Source organism: Geobacillus subterraneus (genome assembly GCF_001618685.1).
GTDB classification, from domain to species: domain Bacteria; phylum Bacillota; class Bacilli; order Bacillales; family Anoxybacillaceae; genus Geobacillus; species Geobacillus subterraneus.
This window is the reverse complement of the sequence record NZ_CP014342.1, coordinates 60840-77076: the sequence shown is the minus strand read 5'-3', so window position 1 is coordinate 77076 and position 16237 is coordinate 60840. Positions and strand designations below refer to the sequence as shown.

Below are 16237 nucleotides of genomic sequence, written 5' to 3'. Positions count from 1 at the left end.
CCCAACTACTTTGATGAAGCGGGAGACGCATGGTCTTTGCGGCTATTGAACACGATCATATAACGGCTGAAAATCCAAACCTGTTTCCGAGGCGTAGTAGTCAAGAATGCCGAGATAAATGGCTTTAGCCGCTTGTTCTTGCCAATACGACGACCCGAGCTTCTCCGCATCTTCGGCGCGATCAATAAAGCCGAGCTCCACTAATACAGCGGGCATATTGTTTTCGCGCAATACGTGCAAATTGCCTCTTTTTGCTCCACGGTCAACAGCATTCCACGCCTCAACGAGCCGTTTTTGAATGCATTGTGCCAGCTTTTTGCTTTGTTCGACATATGGATTGGTTCCCGCGGCGCTGTAATAATACGTCTCTGTCCCCGTTCCGCCCCCGGCATTCGTATGGATGCTGACAAATACGTTTCCTCCCTTCTCTTTCGCAAAGGAAACGCGCCCGCTGAGCGGAACAAATACGTCTGTTTCTCTCGTTAGGGCGATGTTAAAGCCCGTATTTTCAAACAGCGATTTTACTTTCAACGCAACATTCAAATTAATGTTTTTTTCCACAAGACCGTTCGCCGCCGCGCCAGGGTCACTGCCACCATGCCCAGGGTCAATAATGAGCGTCTGCGTTTTTACATAGTTTGATAGTGCATCTCCTTCATCAGGTTGTGAAACTCCCGCATCCACTAAATAACTGCGGCTCACGAACCCTTCTAAGTCTGATGCACGAACATACGCCCAGTTGCCAACAATATGCACAACATCGACAGACTGCCCTTTATACAATAGACCAATGGCACTATAACCGGTAGACGGACCACGGCGGACATTCAACGCCGAAGCATTGACCACTGCTTGTCCGGTGGATGTCAGCTGGCCATTCACGCGATATTGCGGATTGATGGCTCTTGCAACAAATACGGCAAAATCCGCCCGAATAATCGGCTCGTCTTCGCCGAATGTGCCATCCGCTTTCCCTTCCGCGATTCCCTTGATTTTCAACTGTTGCACCGCCGTTGAGAGCGTAGTTCCGCCAAGCGAATACGCCCGATTAATGAGCAACGCCATTTCCCCGCGCGTCACAAACTGGTCAGGTCGGAACGTCCCATCTTGGTAGCCGTTGATGATGTTGCGTTCAGCTGCTTCTTGTATGTACCCAGAGGCAAAATTTCCTTTTCCGACATCCTTAAAGCGAGTGTCCCGCTGTCCCCCGTCAAAGTTTAACGTTCGCCCAATAATAGCGGCCGCTTCCGCCCTTGTTACATATTTCGCTGGATAAAAATGTCCCGATACACTCCCTAGCACAATTTCCCCTTCGGCTAAGTAATAAATTTCGTTTTTTGCCCTGTGCGTCGTGCCTACGTCGTAAAAATATGGCGCAGCCTGCGGATGACTCATCGGCATCGGCCACACTGCCAACAATACAAGACAAAAAGCGACAAGTATCTTCCTTTTCATACATTCTTTCTCCCTTTTCGATGCATTTTTCTCTCATTCTACCATAAATGCCATACGTCATGAATAGATACTGAAGCGCATTTTTTGACGAAAAAAAGCGACGGCCATATCCGTTCGGCCCTCGCTCGAGTGTGTCAACCTGCTCTTTTCCTAAATTTTATTTTGCAGCCGTCATCCCGAAACAACGTTGAACAAGGACATATCAAAGAAAAGCCCATTCCCTAATACTTCCGGTTTTTATCGTGCGGAAGATATTCTTGTTCCGTTAATCGACGAATATGGTACTTTGCCTCCATTTTACACGTATAATCAATATCGGTCAGTCCTCGTCGGCCGATGAGCTCATTTAACGTCCTGATGTCTTGCTCCGATGGCGGCTCACGCAATATTTTTCCGATCACTTCGTTAATTTTATCAGCCAGTTCCTCATGAAAACGCGGATCACGCTTGACCGCATCGTCTAGCTGGCGAAACCATGAGGCATGTTTTTCCGCGTATTCTCGCCAATAAGTTAAAAACTTGTCCATTTCATATTTTTGCTCATCCCATTGGATCGATTCCATATATTTCTCAAACGCAGCGGAAATCGACCTTGTCACGCTGATTTTCACTTCTTTTGGGAGATGGTTCAACATCGTTGCGCCTTTTGACCTCCTCTCTCCCAGCAATTCTTCTTGACTATTTTTCCCTTCATAGGCAGACATATACAACGATTTATGAATGAAACGCCTCCGGTCGCTGTGCGGTGTAGCCGAAATAGTATAAAATCGCGTCGACAATCCGTTTCGAAGCCTGGCCGTCTCCGTACGGGTTGGATGCTTTCGCCATGGCCTCGTATTCGCTTCGGTTCGTTAGCAGCTCTGACGCCATGCGGTAAATCGTCTCTTCGTCCGTCCCGGCCAGCTTCAGCGTCCCGGCTTCGATGCCTTCCGGCCGTTCGGTCGTGTCGCGCAGCACAAGAACAGGCACGCCAAGAGACGGAGCTTCTTCCTGCACGCCGCCGGAATCGGTCAAAATTAAGTACGCCCGCGCAGCAAAGTTATGGAAATCGAAAACATCAAGCGGTTCGATTAAGTGAATGCGCGGATCATCACCGAGCACTTCGGCCGCCGCTTCCCTTACTGCCGGGTTCAGATGGACAGGATAGACGACTTGGATGTCGTCATAGGTTTCGACAAGGCGCTTAATGGCCCGGAACATGCCCCGCATCGTCTCGCCAAGGTTTTCGCGGCGATGGGCCGTCAGCAAAATCATCCGGTCATCGCCGATTTGGTCGAGAATGTCATGACGATAATCGTCTTTCACCGTTGTTTGTAACGCATCGATCGCCGTGTTGCCGGTGATAAAAATCGACTCCGGTTTTTTATTCTCCCGGATTAAATTGTCGTACGCTTTTTTCGTCGGTGCGAAGTGAAGATCAGCCATCACCCCGGTCAGTTGCCGGTTCATTTCTTCTGGAAATGGAGAATATTTGTTCCACGTGCGCAACCCCGCCTCAACATGGCCGATCGCAATTTGATGATAAAAAGCGGCGAGGCTGGCGACAAACGTCGTCGTCGTATCGCCATGGACAAGCACTAAATCCGGCTTGACTTTCCGCATAATGTCATCGAGCCCTTCTAAGGCGCGGGTCGTAATACCGGCGAGCGTCTGACGGTCTTTCATAATGTTCAAGTCGTAATCCGGGCGAATGCCGAATAGATCCAATACTTGATCCAGCATTTGCCGATGTTGCGCCGTAACGGTGACAATCGGTTCGATCCACTCGGATTGTTTTTGCAACTCCAACACAAGCGGCGCCATTTTGATCGCTTCGGGCCTTGTGCCGAAAATCGTCATCACTTTCCGTTTTGTTCCCATCATTTCACCTGCTTATTCCGATTCGTCTGCGGTAAAGAAAACCTCAACAAATTACATTACCATAATCGAAGCGCTTCCTCAACTTTCGGTTGTCCATTTCCAAAAACTCGCGGCCCAGAAACGTACTTTCTTTTATCGGCATGAGTTGAAGGACTGGTGAAACACTATCGTTTCCCTTTCGCCTGATCAAGATGGTGAAAAAAGATGGTCTCTATCTATAAGTTGCCATAAAAAATTTCCGATTTTTCGTTTCGGTTTTCATCGACATACAAGCTGATATGATATAACGTGGCTAGTGATCAGCTGGGTGTAAAACGAAATTTCAACTTATATGGCGAGTAAACCCAAGCAAACCAAAAAGCTAGAGTAATGACGTTTCTCCACTGAAGAAATATTGATTGCTGCGAGCCAGGATGTTTCGTTCCATCACCACCGTGCTAGCAAAATGATGATGGAATCAAAAACAGTGGGCAAAAAGGAGGGCTGTTGATGTTGAAGATTCTCCCAAACGACCGTCATCAAGAACAGGCGATGTTCGCTTTCTCGACAACCGTTGGCCGCTAAATGAAAGAGCACGACCCCGTTTAAGCGGTTCGTGCCCCCTCTTGCCATATCGCGTTGCCGCCCCTAGCCGGAGCCGCAGGTGCGCCGCGCTTTCTCCTCCGGAAAGGCTGTCCGCCCGCGCCAACGATTCATGGCTATAGAAACCACGAATCGTTTTTGCCAGTCCCATCATTCATTTTCCGAGCCATGAGCGCTTTGAACAGCCCTTGAAGAAGCCCTAGTGTGCACTAATACCGCTTTGCCCCTAAGTAGCGGGCTTTCCAATACGGGTTGTTTAATTGGCTAGTCGTCACACCTGTTGAAGCGCCGCTATGGACGAACTGACCGTTGCCGATGTAAATGCCAGCATGGGAAGGGCCTTTTTTGTAGGTCTCAAAAAACACGATGTCCCCGACGGCTGGAGAAGAGACCGGTTTCCCAGCGCTCCAGATGTCCGCCACCGTCCGCGGCAATGAAACACCTTGTTGCTTGAACACGTATGTAAGAAAACCGCTGCAGTCAAAGCCGGCTTCCGGAGTTTCGCCGCCCCAAACGTACGGCGTGCCGAGCAGCTCAGCCGCATCAGCAATCAGTTCGATGACGTCGAGTTTGGATGCCGGAGCTTGTCCTTTAGGTGCTGGAGCTTGTCCGATGAGACGCTCGTACGTGGCGTCATCCACGATACCCGTCGCCTGAAGTTTGGCATCCTTCTGGAAACGGCGGACGGCGTCAGCGGTAATGGTTCCGTAATAGCCGGTAATCTCCGAGTATGTAAAATAGCCAAGCTGTTTTAAATTGGTCTGAACCCGCTTCACCTCTTCACCGCGCGCGCCGATCGTCAAATAAATGGAAGGGCGGTTTTCTTCAGCCGGCGGTGCGATTTTTTTCTTCACCGCATCGGCAATGCGTGTGAGCGTTGTTGAATCAGCCGAACCGGTCGCTGGCAAGCCGTTATCCTTTTGGAAACGGCGGACGGCGTCCGCTGTCACTGTTCCATAGTAGCCAGTAATCTTCGGGTAGGTAAAATAGCCGAGGCGCTTTAAGTTGTTTTGCAGCTCGCTAACCTTGGAACCGCGTGAACCGATGCTGAGCGTCGCCGATGAAGACGATGTGGCGGTTGTCCGTTGGCTGGCCGCTTGCCGAAGGCGCTCGATTGTCACGGCATCGGCTTTTCCAGTGGCGGGAAGCCCATTCGCTTGTTGAAACTGCTTCACGGCCGCTTCGGTCACCGTCCCGAAATAGCCGGTAATCTGTGGGTATTGGAAATAACCGAGCTGTTTGAGCTGCTGTTGAAGCACTTTCACATCGTCGCCGCGCATGCCGACGGATAACGGGCGAGCCGTTGGAACGAACGCACGCAGCTTCGCGTAAGTCGCATCATCGACGACGCCGGTTGTTGGCAGATGGACAGCTTGTTGGAACGCCCGCACCGCCTCCTCCGTAATGGGCCCAAAATAGCCCGTAGCTTGCGGATAAGAAAAAAATCCTTTTTCCTTTAATAATTGCTGCAACTCTTTCACCTTTGGGGAACTCATGCCTTCTTTCCATTCCGCTGCTTCCCCGTCGTCCGGCGCCAAAAAGAGCGCAGAGGCAAAGGCGGTGGCTAACACGATATGACTTGACTTCACTTTCGTTCCCTCTCCCTTCCCTGGTTTCGATCGTTTTTTTCTGCCGCCGGCGTTGGCCCAGTGCGTCACTTTGCGGCGAAAACCGACAAATCGAGCACACTTTCCGGCAAAAACCGACGTTTTCCCTTTGCTTTAAGTATAACGAACATATACCTTGGGAGGAAACATTTTTTTTCATTGGGAAATGGAGGGATGAATGATGGCTCAACGATCCCTTATCGCTTTTCACGGTTGTTCCGGGCTGGACATGTAAACAAATAAGAAATGCGGCGGTGATCACAAATATAGATCGACTGTAAAATTTCATCAATGAGCTGCCGTTCCATGGCCAGCCATTCATTGGTGCGGATTAACATGTATTTTTGTTGGAGCTGATTCCATTCGTAGAGGGCAACGGCTAATTTTTTTAGGCGGAGATCGAGCTTGACGATAAACATGTAAAGCTGGCTGACACATTTAAACACAAAATAAAGCTGAGCCTCATCCGAGCAGGCAACCGTGCGGAACAGCGCCTCGCCTTCGAATGAAAAACGCCCTGGCTCCTCTTCGCTTCTCAGGCAACGGAGCGAATCAGTGAAATTGGTGGGGACGATCGTTTTCAATCGGATGGAGAATGGATTCTTCATTTCCTTAATAAATATGCGGTACATGTTTTTCCCTTTTTTGGCTTCGTTCCGTTCACGGACAATGAAATCGGCGAGATAAATATTCACTTCGATCCCTCTTTTTCCTACAGTAATAGTAAATATTTACCCTTTTTTACTTATTGTACTATGTCTAACCGAAGGAAAAAAGATGTCGACCGTTGGTAGAAAATGCAATATCGTTCTAATCACGAACGTATATAGTTAATGGTCTGGAAAGGAACAAAATTCACCACCGCGCTTTCCTATCTTTAAGATAATGATGTAAAGCGTGGTGACAAACGATGAAAAACCTCGGTGAGATGCTGAAAAGGCTGCGGAAACAGCAACGCTGGACCCAAGAGCAGCTGGCTGAGCAGTTAAACGTATCCCGCTCGCAAATCAGCAAGTGGGAAAACGGCAGCTTGCTCCCGGATATCCAATCGCTTGAAAAGTTATGCCGTTTGTTTCATGTCAGTGCTGATTTTCTAATTGGCAGCGAGGTGCAACGGCAGGAAGTGCTGCGTGAGGTCAAAAGGCTTTACGGAACAACGGAAATAAACGAAAAGACGCTCGCCGCGATTGACTATTTGCTGCAAAACCAAGATATGAGTGAAGCGATGTACACGCTGACGAAATTGCCTGAGAAAAAGCGAAAACATGTCGAAACGATGTTGATGACGATCATTAAGGAGTGTGCCGAAGCCATCGGCTGACACCCTCTTGCCCAACCATGCCCAGCAGAAAAAAGCGCTAACATCGGTTGCTAGCGCCATCATTGGGGAAGTTGTGAGGAAACGTTCTTTCTCTTGGGGATTCGCTAAGAAAGGCATGAATGGGGAAACAGCTAGACATGCTCCGGCCATTCCCGCGCTTTGCCGGAGTGGAGAAACTGAACGGAATCGGCGACGACTTCGGTCACATAGACGCGCTGGCCATCTTTATTGTCATAGCGGCGCGTCTGAATTCTTCCCGTTACCGCCACCATTGATCCTTTTCGGCAGTAATTGGCGGTATGTTCCGCCGTTTTCCGCCATAAAACACACGGAATGAAATCGGCATCAACCCCCCCTTCCGCATTGCGAAAATTTCTCGCTACCGCCAGCGTAACGGTTGTCACGGCCGCCCCCTCGGCCGTGTAGCGAAGCTCCGGGTCCTTCGTCAACCGGCCGACAAGTACGACTTGATTGATCATGTTCCGTTGCATTCCCCCTTTCTGTCCACCGCATCCTTATCATAAATGATCGCGTTTTTTGCCGTAAAATCGCGATTTTTGCATTTTTCTGCGCAATCTATCCATACAATCGTCGAAAAAGGCGAAGGTTGCGTCAACAATGATGCGGCAAAATGGTGTTTTTGTCATTCCACGGCAAAAAATGTGGGTAGCTTTTGCAGACGCGGGTGCATCATCCGGTTTTTCTTCTCCTAGCTGCCTATGCTATAATCATGGGTAAGACAACGGTAATGAGGTGGGCGAGATGAAAACGTTCAAGCTTGTCGGGCTCTCGGTCATTGATGGGGAAATGCGCCGCCGGGACATCCCGTTTATTGACGGCTTGATTATCAATAAAGAGGATGGCCAAAACCGCTGGCTTGTTGAAGCGTATTTGGATGATGACTATGAGCCGATGTTTGCCGGCTTGAAAGAACAACGGGAATTTCAGCTGCAAGTGACGATCACCAATCCGGGCAACGATCCAGCGAACATGCTTGTCGCCGTCCGCTCGATCACAAAAATGAACGGCCATATTAGCGTCCTAATGGAAGGACTGATGATCCCAAGGCGGACCCACTTGGCTGAAGTCGTGCTGGCCGGCCTCGTCGAGAAAGGGCTGCAAGGCGAAGCGCTGCTCAAGGAATTTCGCCAGCAAATGGACGAACGGCATAGCGCGAGAACACATAGCAACCGGGAAAGATAAAAGGCTAGGGAGCGCACTCTCTAGCCTTTTTCAATAAAGAGGAGCGAGAACCATGGGTTCTGGCCTTTTTCCGTTCACTGTTCCGCTCGACGGATCGGTTCTTTCGAAACGAAGTCACATGCCGACATGCCCCGGTAACAGCTCACGGGCGGCGGTGTCAATCCGGACTGGACGGGCGGTGACGATGTAGCGTTTCGGGGCGGGGCCGATGAGATGAAACGGGTAGCACGTCGTGACGGTCAACGTCGGCCGTGCTTTATCGACTAAAACCGTGCGGTCGTCGTCGTCGACGATGCGGATGTTGACGACGCGATAATGGACGGCTGCGCTGTTCGTCCGAATGATGAGCGCATCGCCGATACCGATTTCTCCGAAGCGGCGGAACACGGTGTCGCGGTGGCCGGACAACACGACATGCCCGTTGCCGCCCGGCCAGGCGCTCGCCGGGTAATGGCCGACACCGCGGCGCAGTTCTTGTTCGCGGACCCCTTCATACACCGGAATCGCCACCCCGAGCTTCGGAATGGCAAGCTCGCCGAGGTAGGCACCAAGCGGCGGAGGCGAGGAGGCTTCGCCACTTCCGGAAGAATGAGCGGCCTGAGGGGGCGTTTTCGCTTCCGGCCCGGGCGCATGCCGCATCGTGGCGGGGGCTTCGCCGTCTTGCTTTGCCGCCTTCCAGCCAACGGTGTACCAATACCCGTTCCAGCCGGCCATCGCGACTCCGATGGTCATAAGCAGAAACGCCGCGCAGCAAGCAGCCCGTTGTTGCCAAGGAAGCCGGGCCATACGTTGCTTATGCCTTACCGCCCTCATCCGTTGAGCCGCCCCACCCGCCGATAAAGAAAGAAACCGGCCGAGGCGAGCAGCAGTCCGGCGAGAGCGTGCGCCGCGTATGGTGACGCGGTATCCGGCAGTTTTTCCCCGTACATCATCCCTTTCATCTCAAGCGCCAACAACCCGGCATCAATCCCTTTCTCCCCGGCGCGGACGATATAGCCGGATGTTAACATTTCCCTCGTGACGGCAATATCGGCGATTTCCTCACCTTGGCGGTTATACAATTTGACGACGATCGGCTCTGCAGCAGCTGCCGCAGCCGCTTCTGACCATCCCGTTTCCCGCCCATCCACATAAAGCTTGGCCTCAAGCTGCAGCAAGGCGAGCGCTTCGTCCCAAATCGCCCGCAGTTCGCGGCGCGCTTCGTTGGTCCATGGCCCCTCTGTCTCTTCAAACGGGCGCAGCCGCCCGCTGAGCGCCGCTAGCTGCCTAGGCAGCTGCGGATCGCCAAGCGAGGCGATATGACGGGTGAGCTCGCGCACTTCCTTTTCCGTCATTCCTAATGCTCCAAGCAAATCGTTCATTTGCTGCATGGCGGCGTTATGCTTGGAGTAAAAACGAATGGCGCGATCCAAGTCTTCCACGAACGTATAATCTTGCACTGTTTCGCCAAACTGCCCGAGCAGCGCATCGAGCTCCTCGACAGTCAGCCCGTGCCGACGCAACACCGCATGGAGCCGCTCGTCGGTCAGCGGCGTGCCAAGCCATCGTTGCAGCTCCTCCATTGAGCGAAAATCGGCGACGGTCAGCCCGTACCGATCTAAATAAGTAAGCAAGTTGCTTACCGTCCAGCCGACGCTTTCCGCGTACTGTTCGAGTTCTGCTCGGTTGATGGCAGCTGTGGCGCCGGCCGGGGACAACGCCAATGTCACCAAAGAAGCAGCCACAATAACCCATTTTTTCACCATTGTTTCCTCCTTTCCGTTGCCGTTTCCGTACATTGGTAGTATTTTCCGAACGTCTCCTTCCTATGTATGAAAAACAGCAACGGCGGAAACAAACGTACGAACACAATGAAAAAAGGATGCCCGCAAGCCCGGACATCCTTTTCCTTATGACGGCTGACTGACGGTCAGCTCTTGAAAGTAGGCGTGATATAGCGCGCGAACCGCCTCGTTGACGACGTCCTCTTTGACGCCAAACATCATGCTGACTTCCGATGACCCTTGGTTGATCATCTCTAAGTTAATGTTGGCGTTAGCGAGCGCCGTTGCCGCTTTTGCGGCCATTCCGACCGTTTTTTCCATCCCTTCGCCAACGACCATGATGAGCGCCAATCCGTACTCAATCGTCACTTCATCGACAGCGAGCTCCTCGCGGATGCGGGCTAAAATGCGCTCATCTTTCCCGTCGGCAAGCTGGCTTGCCCGCAAAATGACCGACATGTTGTCAATACCTGACGGCGTATGTTCGTATGAAATGCCTTCGTCTTCTAAAATTTGCAGCACGCGCCGGCCAAAGCCGATTTCGCGGTTCATTAAGTATTTGCTAATGTTGATGCTGCAAAAGCCGGTGTCGCTGGCAATGCCGGCGACCGGTTCGTCGATATGGTTGCGTTTGGCGACGATCCATGTGCCTGGGGCGGCCGGATTGTTCGTATTTTTTACACAAACCGGAATGCCGGCCCGATATACCGGCTCGAGCGCCTCGTCATGAAAGACAGAAAAGCCGGAATACGACAGCTCGCGCATTTCCCGATACGTAATTTCTTTCAGTTTGCGTGCATCGGCGACGATCGACGGGTTGACGCAATAAATCGAATCAACGTCAGTAAAGTTTTCGTATACATCAGCTTTTACGCCCGCGGCAACGATCGAACCGGTAATATCCGACCCGCCGCGCGGGAAGGTGACGATATGACCGGATGGGGAATAGCCGAAAAAGCCCGGGATCACGAGCACACCGCGGCGTTCGCGCAGCTGCCGCAGCTTTTCATACGACTCCGGAAGCACTTGGGCGTTGCCCGGTTCATCCGTCACGACAATGCCGGCCTCAAGCGGGCTGACATAGCTCGCTTCGAGCCCAACATCTTGCAAATAGAGCGCCATCAGCCGCGCATTATGATCTTCCCCGCTCGCTTTGATGGCATCAAGCAGGCGGGCCGGCTCGTTCCGATAGGCGCTAATTTTTGACTGCAAATCATCCGCAAGCTCAGCCAAAAACCCGTCAGCTTCCAGTTCGAGCTCATCGGCAATGTCAGCGTACCGTTTCGCGATCGTCTGCATCGTTTCCTCGTACGGTTCACCGGCCAACACTTGCTCAGCCAGCCGAATCAGCATGTCCGTCACTTTCACATCGTCTTTGTATCGCTTTCCAGGCGCCGATACGACGACGATGCGGCGTTCGATATCCGAACTGACAATATCAGCCACTTTGCGGAATTGCACGGCGCTCGCCACCGAGCTTCCACCGAACTTGGCTACTTTCATGTTCCATGACCCTTTCTGTCGAAAGTCTTTATAATTGTTTATCATATCACATTTTTCAGCTCGTGGAATCATTCATTTTTTAGAAATTTCCGCGAACGTTGCAAATCCCTGCCGATCCGGAGCAGTGACGCCGGTGATAACCGAAATCATTTATATTTGGGCAATGTTCCCGCGGCGGACATTGGCGATTCCTTCTTTGCAGACGCCATACGGAAGCCATGAACAATGGCGGCATAAATGGTCCAAATCGTCCGGTTCAACCATTTCCGCCGTCCGCCGGATCAATTCCGATTTCTGATATACGTTCCCTGCCTTCAAACCTAAATGGCGAATGACGTTTCCATCAAGTGACCGCACGTGGTCATCGGAATTCGGGCCGGCTTCGCATGTCGTTTCGCCATGGTGCGGACAGGCGAGGCACGCCTCATCAAGCGCCGCCACCACCTCAATCGGAAAATCGTCCTCTTCATCGCGAATTCGCCTGACGATCTCCCACATTTTTGCGACAAACGACGGGCTGTAGCCCATGCCACGGAATCCGTGCACACAAAGCAAATGATGGCCGCGCAGGCGCAACGGTTTCATGCCTCTCTCCCCTTCCCTCTCCTTTGTTCGAGCATGCGCCGGGCGCGCTCGAATATGCCTCTCTTTCGCCCGGATATTCTAGAAGGCCGGTGAAAAACGGCTGCCGCGCACAAATGGGCGGCATTTGGCCCAAAATTTCGCAAGCGTTCTCTCATTGACAAACAGCTGGGATCGACCGTGTTTTGCACGAAATCACCAGTCTTCTGGACGATGTTCCTCTTTATCATCATACGTGAACGATGGTCTTTCAGCAATGCCGATTTCAGAACCCTCTTCTTTCCCGCGCTTCGCCAAGGGCACGATCGCCCTTTCTTTCCTTCTGTCAGTCATTCCCGCATCCCCGACTGTTTCAAGGGTAGGAGACGCATAAGTGGTCATGGTAAAATGAAAGCGATGACTTTGCGACGAAAGGATTGGCTGATGATGACAAAAGACGAAGCGGCTCGTTTGCTTTCCATCTTGCTTCATGAACTGACGAAGCCATGGCGGAAAGAAAAAGTCCATTCCGATGTGCTTGAAATCATTATGAAACTGCGCATTCAAGCAGCCGACGAGGAACGGTATATGAACGATTTGCTTAGCAATATCGCTTTTGCAAGTGAATCGGCGCACGCGTTAAAACAAATTTGGGGCTATATGCTGCGCGAGCAGACGTTTTTATCGCCAGGCACGATCGAGGCGATGCTGACTGACGCCCAGCAGGCGATCCGCCGTCGCCTTCCGGAGCTTGTCGAGCGGTACGGACGCCCGTTTGCAGACATCGCTGATGCGGCAGAACGGAAACGCCAACTGGAGCGCTCTTACAGCGCGCTGCTCTTGTTCAACCGGATCGCCACCGATTTTTTAATCGAATTCGGCCGGGAGGAAAACGAATCAGCCGCCCGTACATTTTTCGCCGCCGATCCGAACGAACTGCTCGAGGTGTTCCATCACCTTTGCGGCGTATACGCAAGCCGCTGGCTTGAAGGGCTTGAGGTGGATTAATCCCGTTTCGAGGGATGATGATTTCACGTAATTTCCGAAAGAAGCCTCCCGCCTCAAGGAATGGGCAGGGCCATAGCCCAGTAAGGAGGCGGGAGATGAAGGTCGGCTGGCGTCAGCCAAAACACTTGATAAAATCAATGCATATCATGTTCTTGGCGAACTGGATCGCAGGGGGGGCGTGGAGAACATCCAATGCGAAAGCCGAGCGAAGCCTTCCATGCGTAAACTATCCAAGGCACGACAGGACTCCGAATCATCGGCTGCCTCGGGTTAGAACAACCCGAAGTCACGCTCAGGGAGACGAAAGCCGTCTTTCGTCGCGGAACTGAGAACCTCTTACTTCAAGCGCTAGCTAAGCGGTGAGCAGTTCACAGCTTTCGAACACCATTCTTCTAGGAGCGGGACAGCGAAACGCCTGCTCCCCTCCAAACGATTCCCGCCGCCAGCACGCTTCTCGCTTGACAATATTGTCCAGCCATGCTAATCTAATCATCGGGAGGAATTTTTCTAATATTCCTTCTATTGAAAGCGTATACAGATATTCAAATGAAAGGGGAATCGGGGATGATTTACGCACAACCAGGCCAGCCGGGGTCGCTTGTCACGTTCAAAAAGCGCTATGAAAACTTTATTGGCGGCAAATGGGTGCCGCCGGTGGACGGCGAGTATTTTGAAAACATCACGCCGATCACCGGGCAGCCGTATTGCGAAGTGCCGCGCTCGAAAGCCGCTGATATCGAACTGGCGCTTGACGCTGCCCATGCGGCAAAAGAGGAATGGGGACGCACCTCACCCGCCAAGCGCGCCCGCCTGTTGAACAAAATCGCCGATCGGATGGAAGAAAACTTGGAACGGCTCGCGGTCGCGGAGACGTGGGAAAACGGCAAGCCGATCCGCGAAACGTTGGCAGCTGACATTCCGCTTGCCATCGATCATTTCCGCTATTTTGCCAGCTGCATTCGCGCCCAAGAAGGGACGATTTCGGAAATCGATCACGACACGGTCGCCTATCACTTCAAAGAACCGCTCGGCGTCGTCGGGCAAATCATCCCGTGGAACTTCCCGATTTTAATGGCGGCTTGGAAACTCGCGCCAGCGCTTGCGGCCGGCAACTGCGTCGTGTTGAAACCGGCGGAGCAAACGCCGACGTCAATCCTCGTTCTCATCGAACTCATCGAAGATTTGCTTCCACCTGGCGTCGTCAACGTTGTGAACGGCTTTGGCTTAGAAGCCGGCAAGCCGCTCGCTTCAAATCCGCGCGTGGCGAAAGTGGCGTTCACCGGCGAAACGACGACCGGACGGCTCATCATGCAATACGCCTCACAAAACATCGTTCCGGTTACGCTTGAACTTGGCGGCAAGTCACCGAACATTTTCTTCCCTGATGTGATGGACAAAGATGACGAGTTTCTCGATAAAGCGCTCGAAGGGTTGACGATGTTCGCCTTAAACCAAGGCGAAGTGTGCACATGCCCGTCGCGCGCGATCATCCACGAATCGATTTACGATGCGTTTATGGAACGGGCGCTTGAACGCGTCAAACAAATTAAACAAGGCAACCCGCTTGACACGGAAACGATGATCGGCGCCCAAGCGTCGTCGGAGCAGCTCGAGAAAATTTTATCGTACATCGACATCGGCAAACAGGAAGGCGCCGAGCTGTTGATCGGCGGTGAGCGGAACATGCTTGAAGGCGAGTTTGCCGGCGGGTATTACGTCAAACCGACGATTTTCAAAGGACATAACAAAATGCGCATTTTCCAAGAAGAAATTTTCGGGCCGGTGTTGGCCGTCACGACGTTCAAAGACAACGATGAAGCGCTCGCCATCGCCAATGAGACGCTGTATGGCCTTGGCGCCGGCGTCTGGACGCGCGACATCAACACGGCGTACCGGTTCGGCCGCGGCATTCAAGCCGGCCGCGTTTGGACGAACTGCTACCACGTCTACCCGGCTCACGCGGCGTTCGGCGGCTACAAAATGTCCGGCATCGGCCGCGAAACGCACAAAATGATGCTTGACCATTACCAGCAAACGAAAAACTTGCTCGTCAGCTATTCGCCGAAAAAACTCGGCTTGTTCTAATATTCACCCACCCCGCCTCTTCCTTTCGAGGCGAAGCACCCGCCGTTTTGACGAGGTGTCCCGACCTGTCCGGGACACCCTCTTTTGCCTTTGGCGACACCGCTGTTGTCCCGCTTCGGCAGACCGCCGGGCGAGCGTCAATATCGAAAACGGAAATCGAATGCATAAGGAGGGGACGTAATGGGCGATGAACCGAAAGTAATCGCCACCGAAGCGGCGTTGGCATTAATCGAAAAGCTGAAAGCAAAGTACGGCCCGCTCATGTTCCACCAATCGGGCGGGTGCTGCGACGGCAGCTCGCCGATGTGCTATCCGCTCGGCGAGCTGATTGTCGGCGATTCCGACGTCCTGCTTGGCGAAATCGGCGGCTGCCCGTTTTACATCGCCAAGGCGCAATACGAATATTGGAAGCACACGCAACTGATCATCGACGTCGTTCCCGGGCGCGGCGGCATGTTTTCGCTTGAAGGTCCGGAAGGCGTCCGCTTTCTCACCCGCTCGCGCGTCTTCGGACAGAGCGCCGGGACGGAAGACGCATAGCGGCTCGCAAGTCACCCGCCTCGTGGAGGGCTGTGCTGCTCATCGAAAAAAACCCGGCGGATCCGCCTTGAGTGAGGCGCGTTCCACCGGGTTTTTATGATGAGGACCGTCACTCGGCCATGTCTACTTTTGGTTTCGCCCCCGTCCGATCGGACAATTCAATCCGTCTCAAACCGAACACAAACAATAAGCCGACCGCAGTGAACTACCCCCACTTAATTTTCTAGCGAAAATTTGAAGTGGGGGCTTCCAAAGAAGTTTGACTGCTTCAAGCAATCCTTATTCTTTGAGGCGTGTCCACTTCGCCGCTAGAGCATAAGACACTCAGGTCTACAGCTTTACTTTTCTTTAAGATGTTTAATGCGCCATTGACATCAGCATTAATTAGTTTGCCAGACTTTGTTCGATACAAGCCGCGCTTAATACGTTTGCCGCTGAACTTATATTCTTTTGGATTGTCGGCATTATATTCAGGAATCTCATCGCCGTCAAAAAAGCTGGCTTGAGACGTATATGATTCTTCCTGTTTCAAGAATTCAATGCCGTAAAATTCACAAAGATATTCTAATTTTTCTTTTATGTTACCGAGAGGAATATTGACAAAGTTTTGATTTGTCTTTTTTCCTAGATTAATATTGCGTTGTAATGTTTCCGCATAGCCAATGACAAGTTTGCCAATTTACAATCCGACGTTGTACATGTTCTTGGCAATATGGCACAGTTCTCGAAGAGTCAAGTATTCTTCTTTG

At 52.1% G+C, this 16237-nt stretch carries 16 protein-coding genes and 1 pseudogene; 5 read left to right on the top strand and 12 right to left on the bottom strand.

Annotated elements, in window-relative coordinates; all coding sequences use genetic code 11:
• Positions 1–42 precede the first annotated feature (42 nt).
• From GS3922_RS00335 to GS3922_RS00315, 5 genes are all read right to left on the bottom strand, one after another.
• The gene (locus tag GS3922_RS00335) at positions 43–1455 is read right to left on the bottom strand and encodes an N-acetylmuramoyl-L-alanine amidase (RefSeq protein ID WP_063164698.1); all 1413 of its coding nucleotides are present in this window, start codon (positions 1453–1455) and stop codon (positions 43–45) included.
• A 221-nt stretch (positions 1456–1676) separates the two neighbouring features.
• A complete protein-coding gene (locus GS3922_RS00330; protein WP_063164697.1) occupies positions 1677–2090 on the bottom strand; it encodes a hypothetical protein in 414 nt (137 codons plus the stop codon).
• A gap of 79 nt (positions 2091–2169) precedes the next feature.
• Positions 2170–3315, bottom strand: a complete 1146-nt coding sequence (gene wecB / locus GS3922_RS00325) for a non-hydrolyzing UDP-N-acetylglucosamine 2-epimerase (RefSeq protein WP_063164696.1) — start codon at positions 3313–3315, stop codon at positions 2170–2172.
• Positions 3316–4106: 791 nt separating this feature from the next.
• Positions 4107–5486, bottom strand: coding sequence for a C40 family peptidase (locus tag GS3922_RS00320; RefSeq protein ID WP_063164695.1), 1380 nt, complete (start codon positions 5484–5486; stop codon positions 4107–4109).
• 215 nt (positions 5487–5701) lie between these two features.
• The gene (locus GS3922_RS00315; RefSeq protein ID WP_082816505.1) at positions 5702–6199 is read right to left on the bottom strand and encodes a hypothetical protein; all 498 of its coding nucleotides are present in this window, start codon (positions 6197–6199) and stop codon (positions 5702–5704) included.
• Between the two features lie 215 nt (positions 6200–6414).
• Between GS3922_RS00315 and GS3922_RS00310 the strand changes: the two genes are divergently transcribed.
• On the top strand, positions 6415–6825 hold the full coding sequence (locus GS3922_RS00310; protein WP_063164693.1) for a helix-turn-helix domain-containing protein: 411 nt from the start codon (positions 6415–6417) through the stop codon (positions 6823–6825).
• A gap of 131 nt (positions 6826–6956) precedes the next feature.
• Here the strand turns inward: GS3922_RS00310 and ssb are convergent, their stop codons facing one another.
• On the bottom strand, positions 6957–7316 hold the full coding sequence (gene ssb, locus GS3922_RS00305) for a single-stranded DNA-binding protein (RefSeq protein WP_172796417.1): 360 nt from the start codon (positions 7314–7316) through the stop codon (positions 6957–6959).
• Between the two features lie 271 nt (positions 7317–7587).
• On the opposite strand from ssb, the gene GS3922_RS00300 reads away from it, so the two are divergent.
• Entirely contained in the window at positions 7588–8028 is a 441-nt protein-coding gene (locus tag GS3922_RS00300) for a YwpF-like family protein (RefSeq protein ID WP_063164692.1), read from the top strand.
• A 114-nt stretch (positions 8029–8142) separates the two neighbouring features.
• Here GS3922_RS00300 and GS3922_RS00295 read toward each other — a convergent pair whose 3' ends face one another.
• From GS3922_RS00295 to GS3922_RS17470, 5 genes are all read right to left on the bottom strand, one after another.
• Positions 8143–8814, bottom strand: coding sequence for a class D sortase (locus GS3922_RS00295; protein WP_063164691.1), 672 nt, complete (start codon positions 8812–8814; stop codon positions 8143–8145).
• Positions 8815–8837: 23 nt separating this feature from the next.
• The gene (locus GS3922_RS00290) at positions 8838–9773 is read right to left on the bottom strand and encodes a processed acidic surface protein (protein ID WP_413229262.1); all 936 of its coding nucleotides are present in this window, start codon (positions 9771–9773) and stop codon (positions 8838–8840) included.
• Between the two features lie 144 nt (positions 9774–9917).
• On the bottom strand, positions 9918–11294 hold the full coding sequence (locus tag GS3922_RS00285; RefSeq protein WP_063164689.1) for an aspartate kinase: 1377 nt from the start codon (positions 11292–11294) through the stop codon (positions 9918–9920).
• 150 nt (positions 11295–11444) lie between these two features.
• The gene (locus GS3922_RS00280; RefSeq protein ID WP_063164688.1) at positions 11445–11879 is read right to left on the bottom strand and encodes a DUF1284 domain-containing protein; all 435 of its coding nucleotides are present in this window, start codon (positions 11877–11879) and stop codon (positions 11445–11447) included.
• 192 nt (positions 11880–12071) lie between these two features.
• Complete coding sequence (locus tag GS3922_RS17470; RefSeq protein ID WP_156485815.1) at positions 12072–12209, bottom strand: hypothetical protein; 138 nt, start codon at positions 12207–12209, stop codon at positions 12072–12074.
• A 54-nt stretch (positions 12210–12263) separates the two neighbouring features.
• Between GS3922_RS17470 and GS3922_RS00275 the strand changes: the two genes are divergently transcribed.
• The 3 genes from GS3922_RS00275 (at position 12264) to GS3922_RS00265 (ending at position 15488) form a co-directional block, all read left to right on the top strand.
• The gene (locus GS3922_RS00275; protein WP_082816503.1) at positions 12264–12863 is read left to right on the top strand and encodes a hypothetical protein; all 600 of its coding nucleotides are present in this window, start codon (positions 12264–12266) and stop codon (positions 12861–12863) included.
• A gap of 564 nt (positions 12864–13427) precedes the next feature.
• Positions 13428–14948: an aldehyde dehydrogenase gene (gene adh / locus GS3922_RS00270; protein WP_063164687.1), complete on the top strand. Its 1521-nt coding sequence runs from the start codon at positions 13428–13430 to the stop codon at positions 14946–14948.
• Between the two features lie 180 nt (positions 14949–15128).
• Positions 15129–15488 carry a DUF779 domain-containing protein gene (locus GS3922_RS00265; RefSeq protein WP_063164686.1) on the top strand — a complete coding sequence of 120 codons (360 nt, stop codon included), beginning with the start codon at positions 15129–15131 and terminating at the stop codon, positions 15486–15488.
• A gap of 268 nt (positions 15489–15756) precedes the next feature.
• Here GS3922_RS00265 and GS3922_RS00260 read toward each other — a convergent pair.
• Positions 15757–16167 (bottom strand): annotated as a pseudogene (locus tag GS3922_RS00260) (zinc ribbon domain-containing protein); the annotation flags it as partial.
• Positions 16168–16237 lie beyond the last annotated feature (70 nt).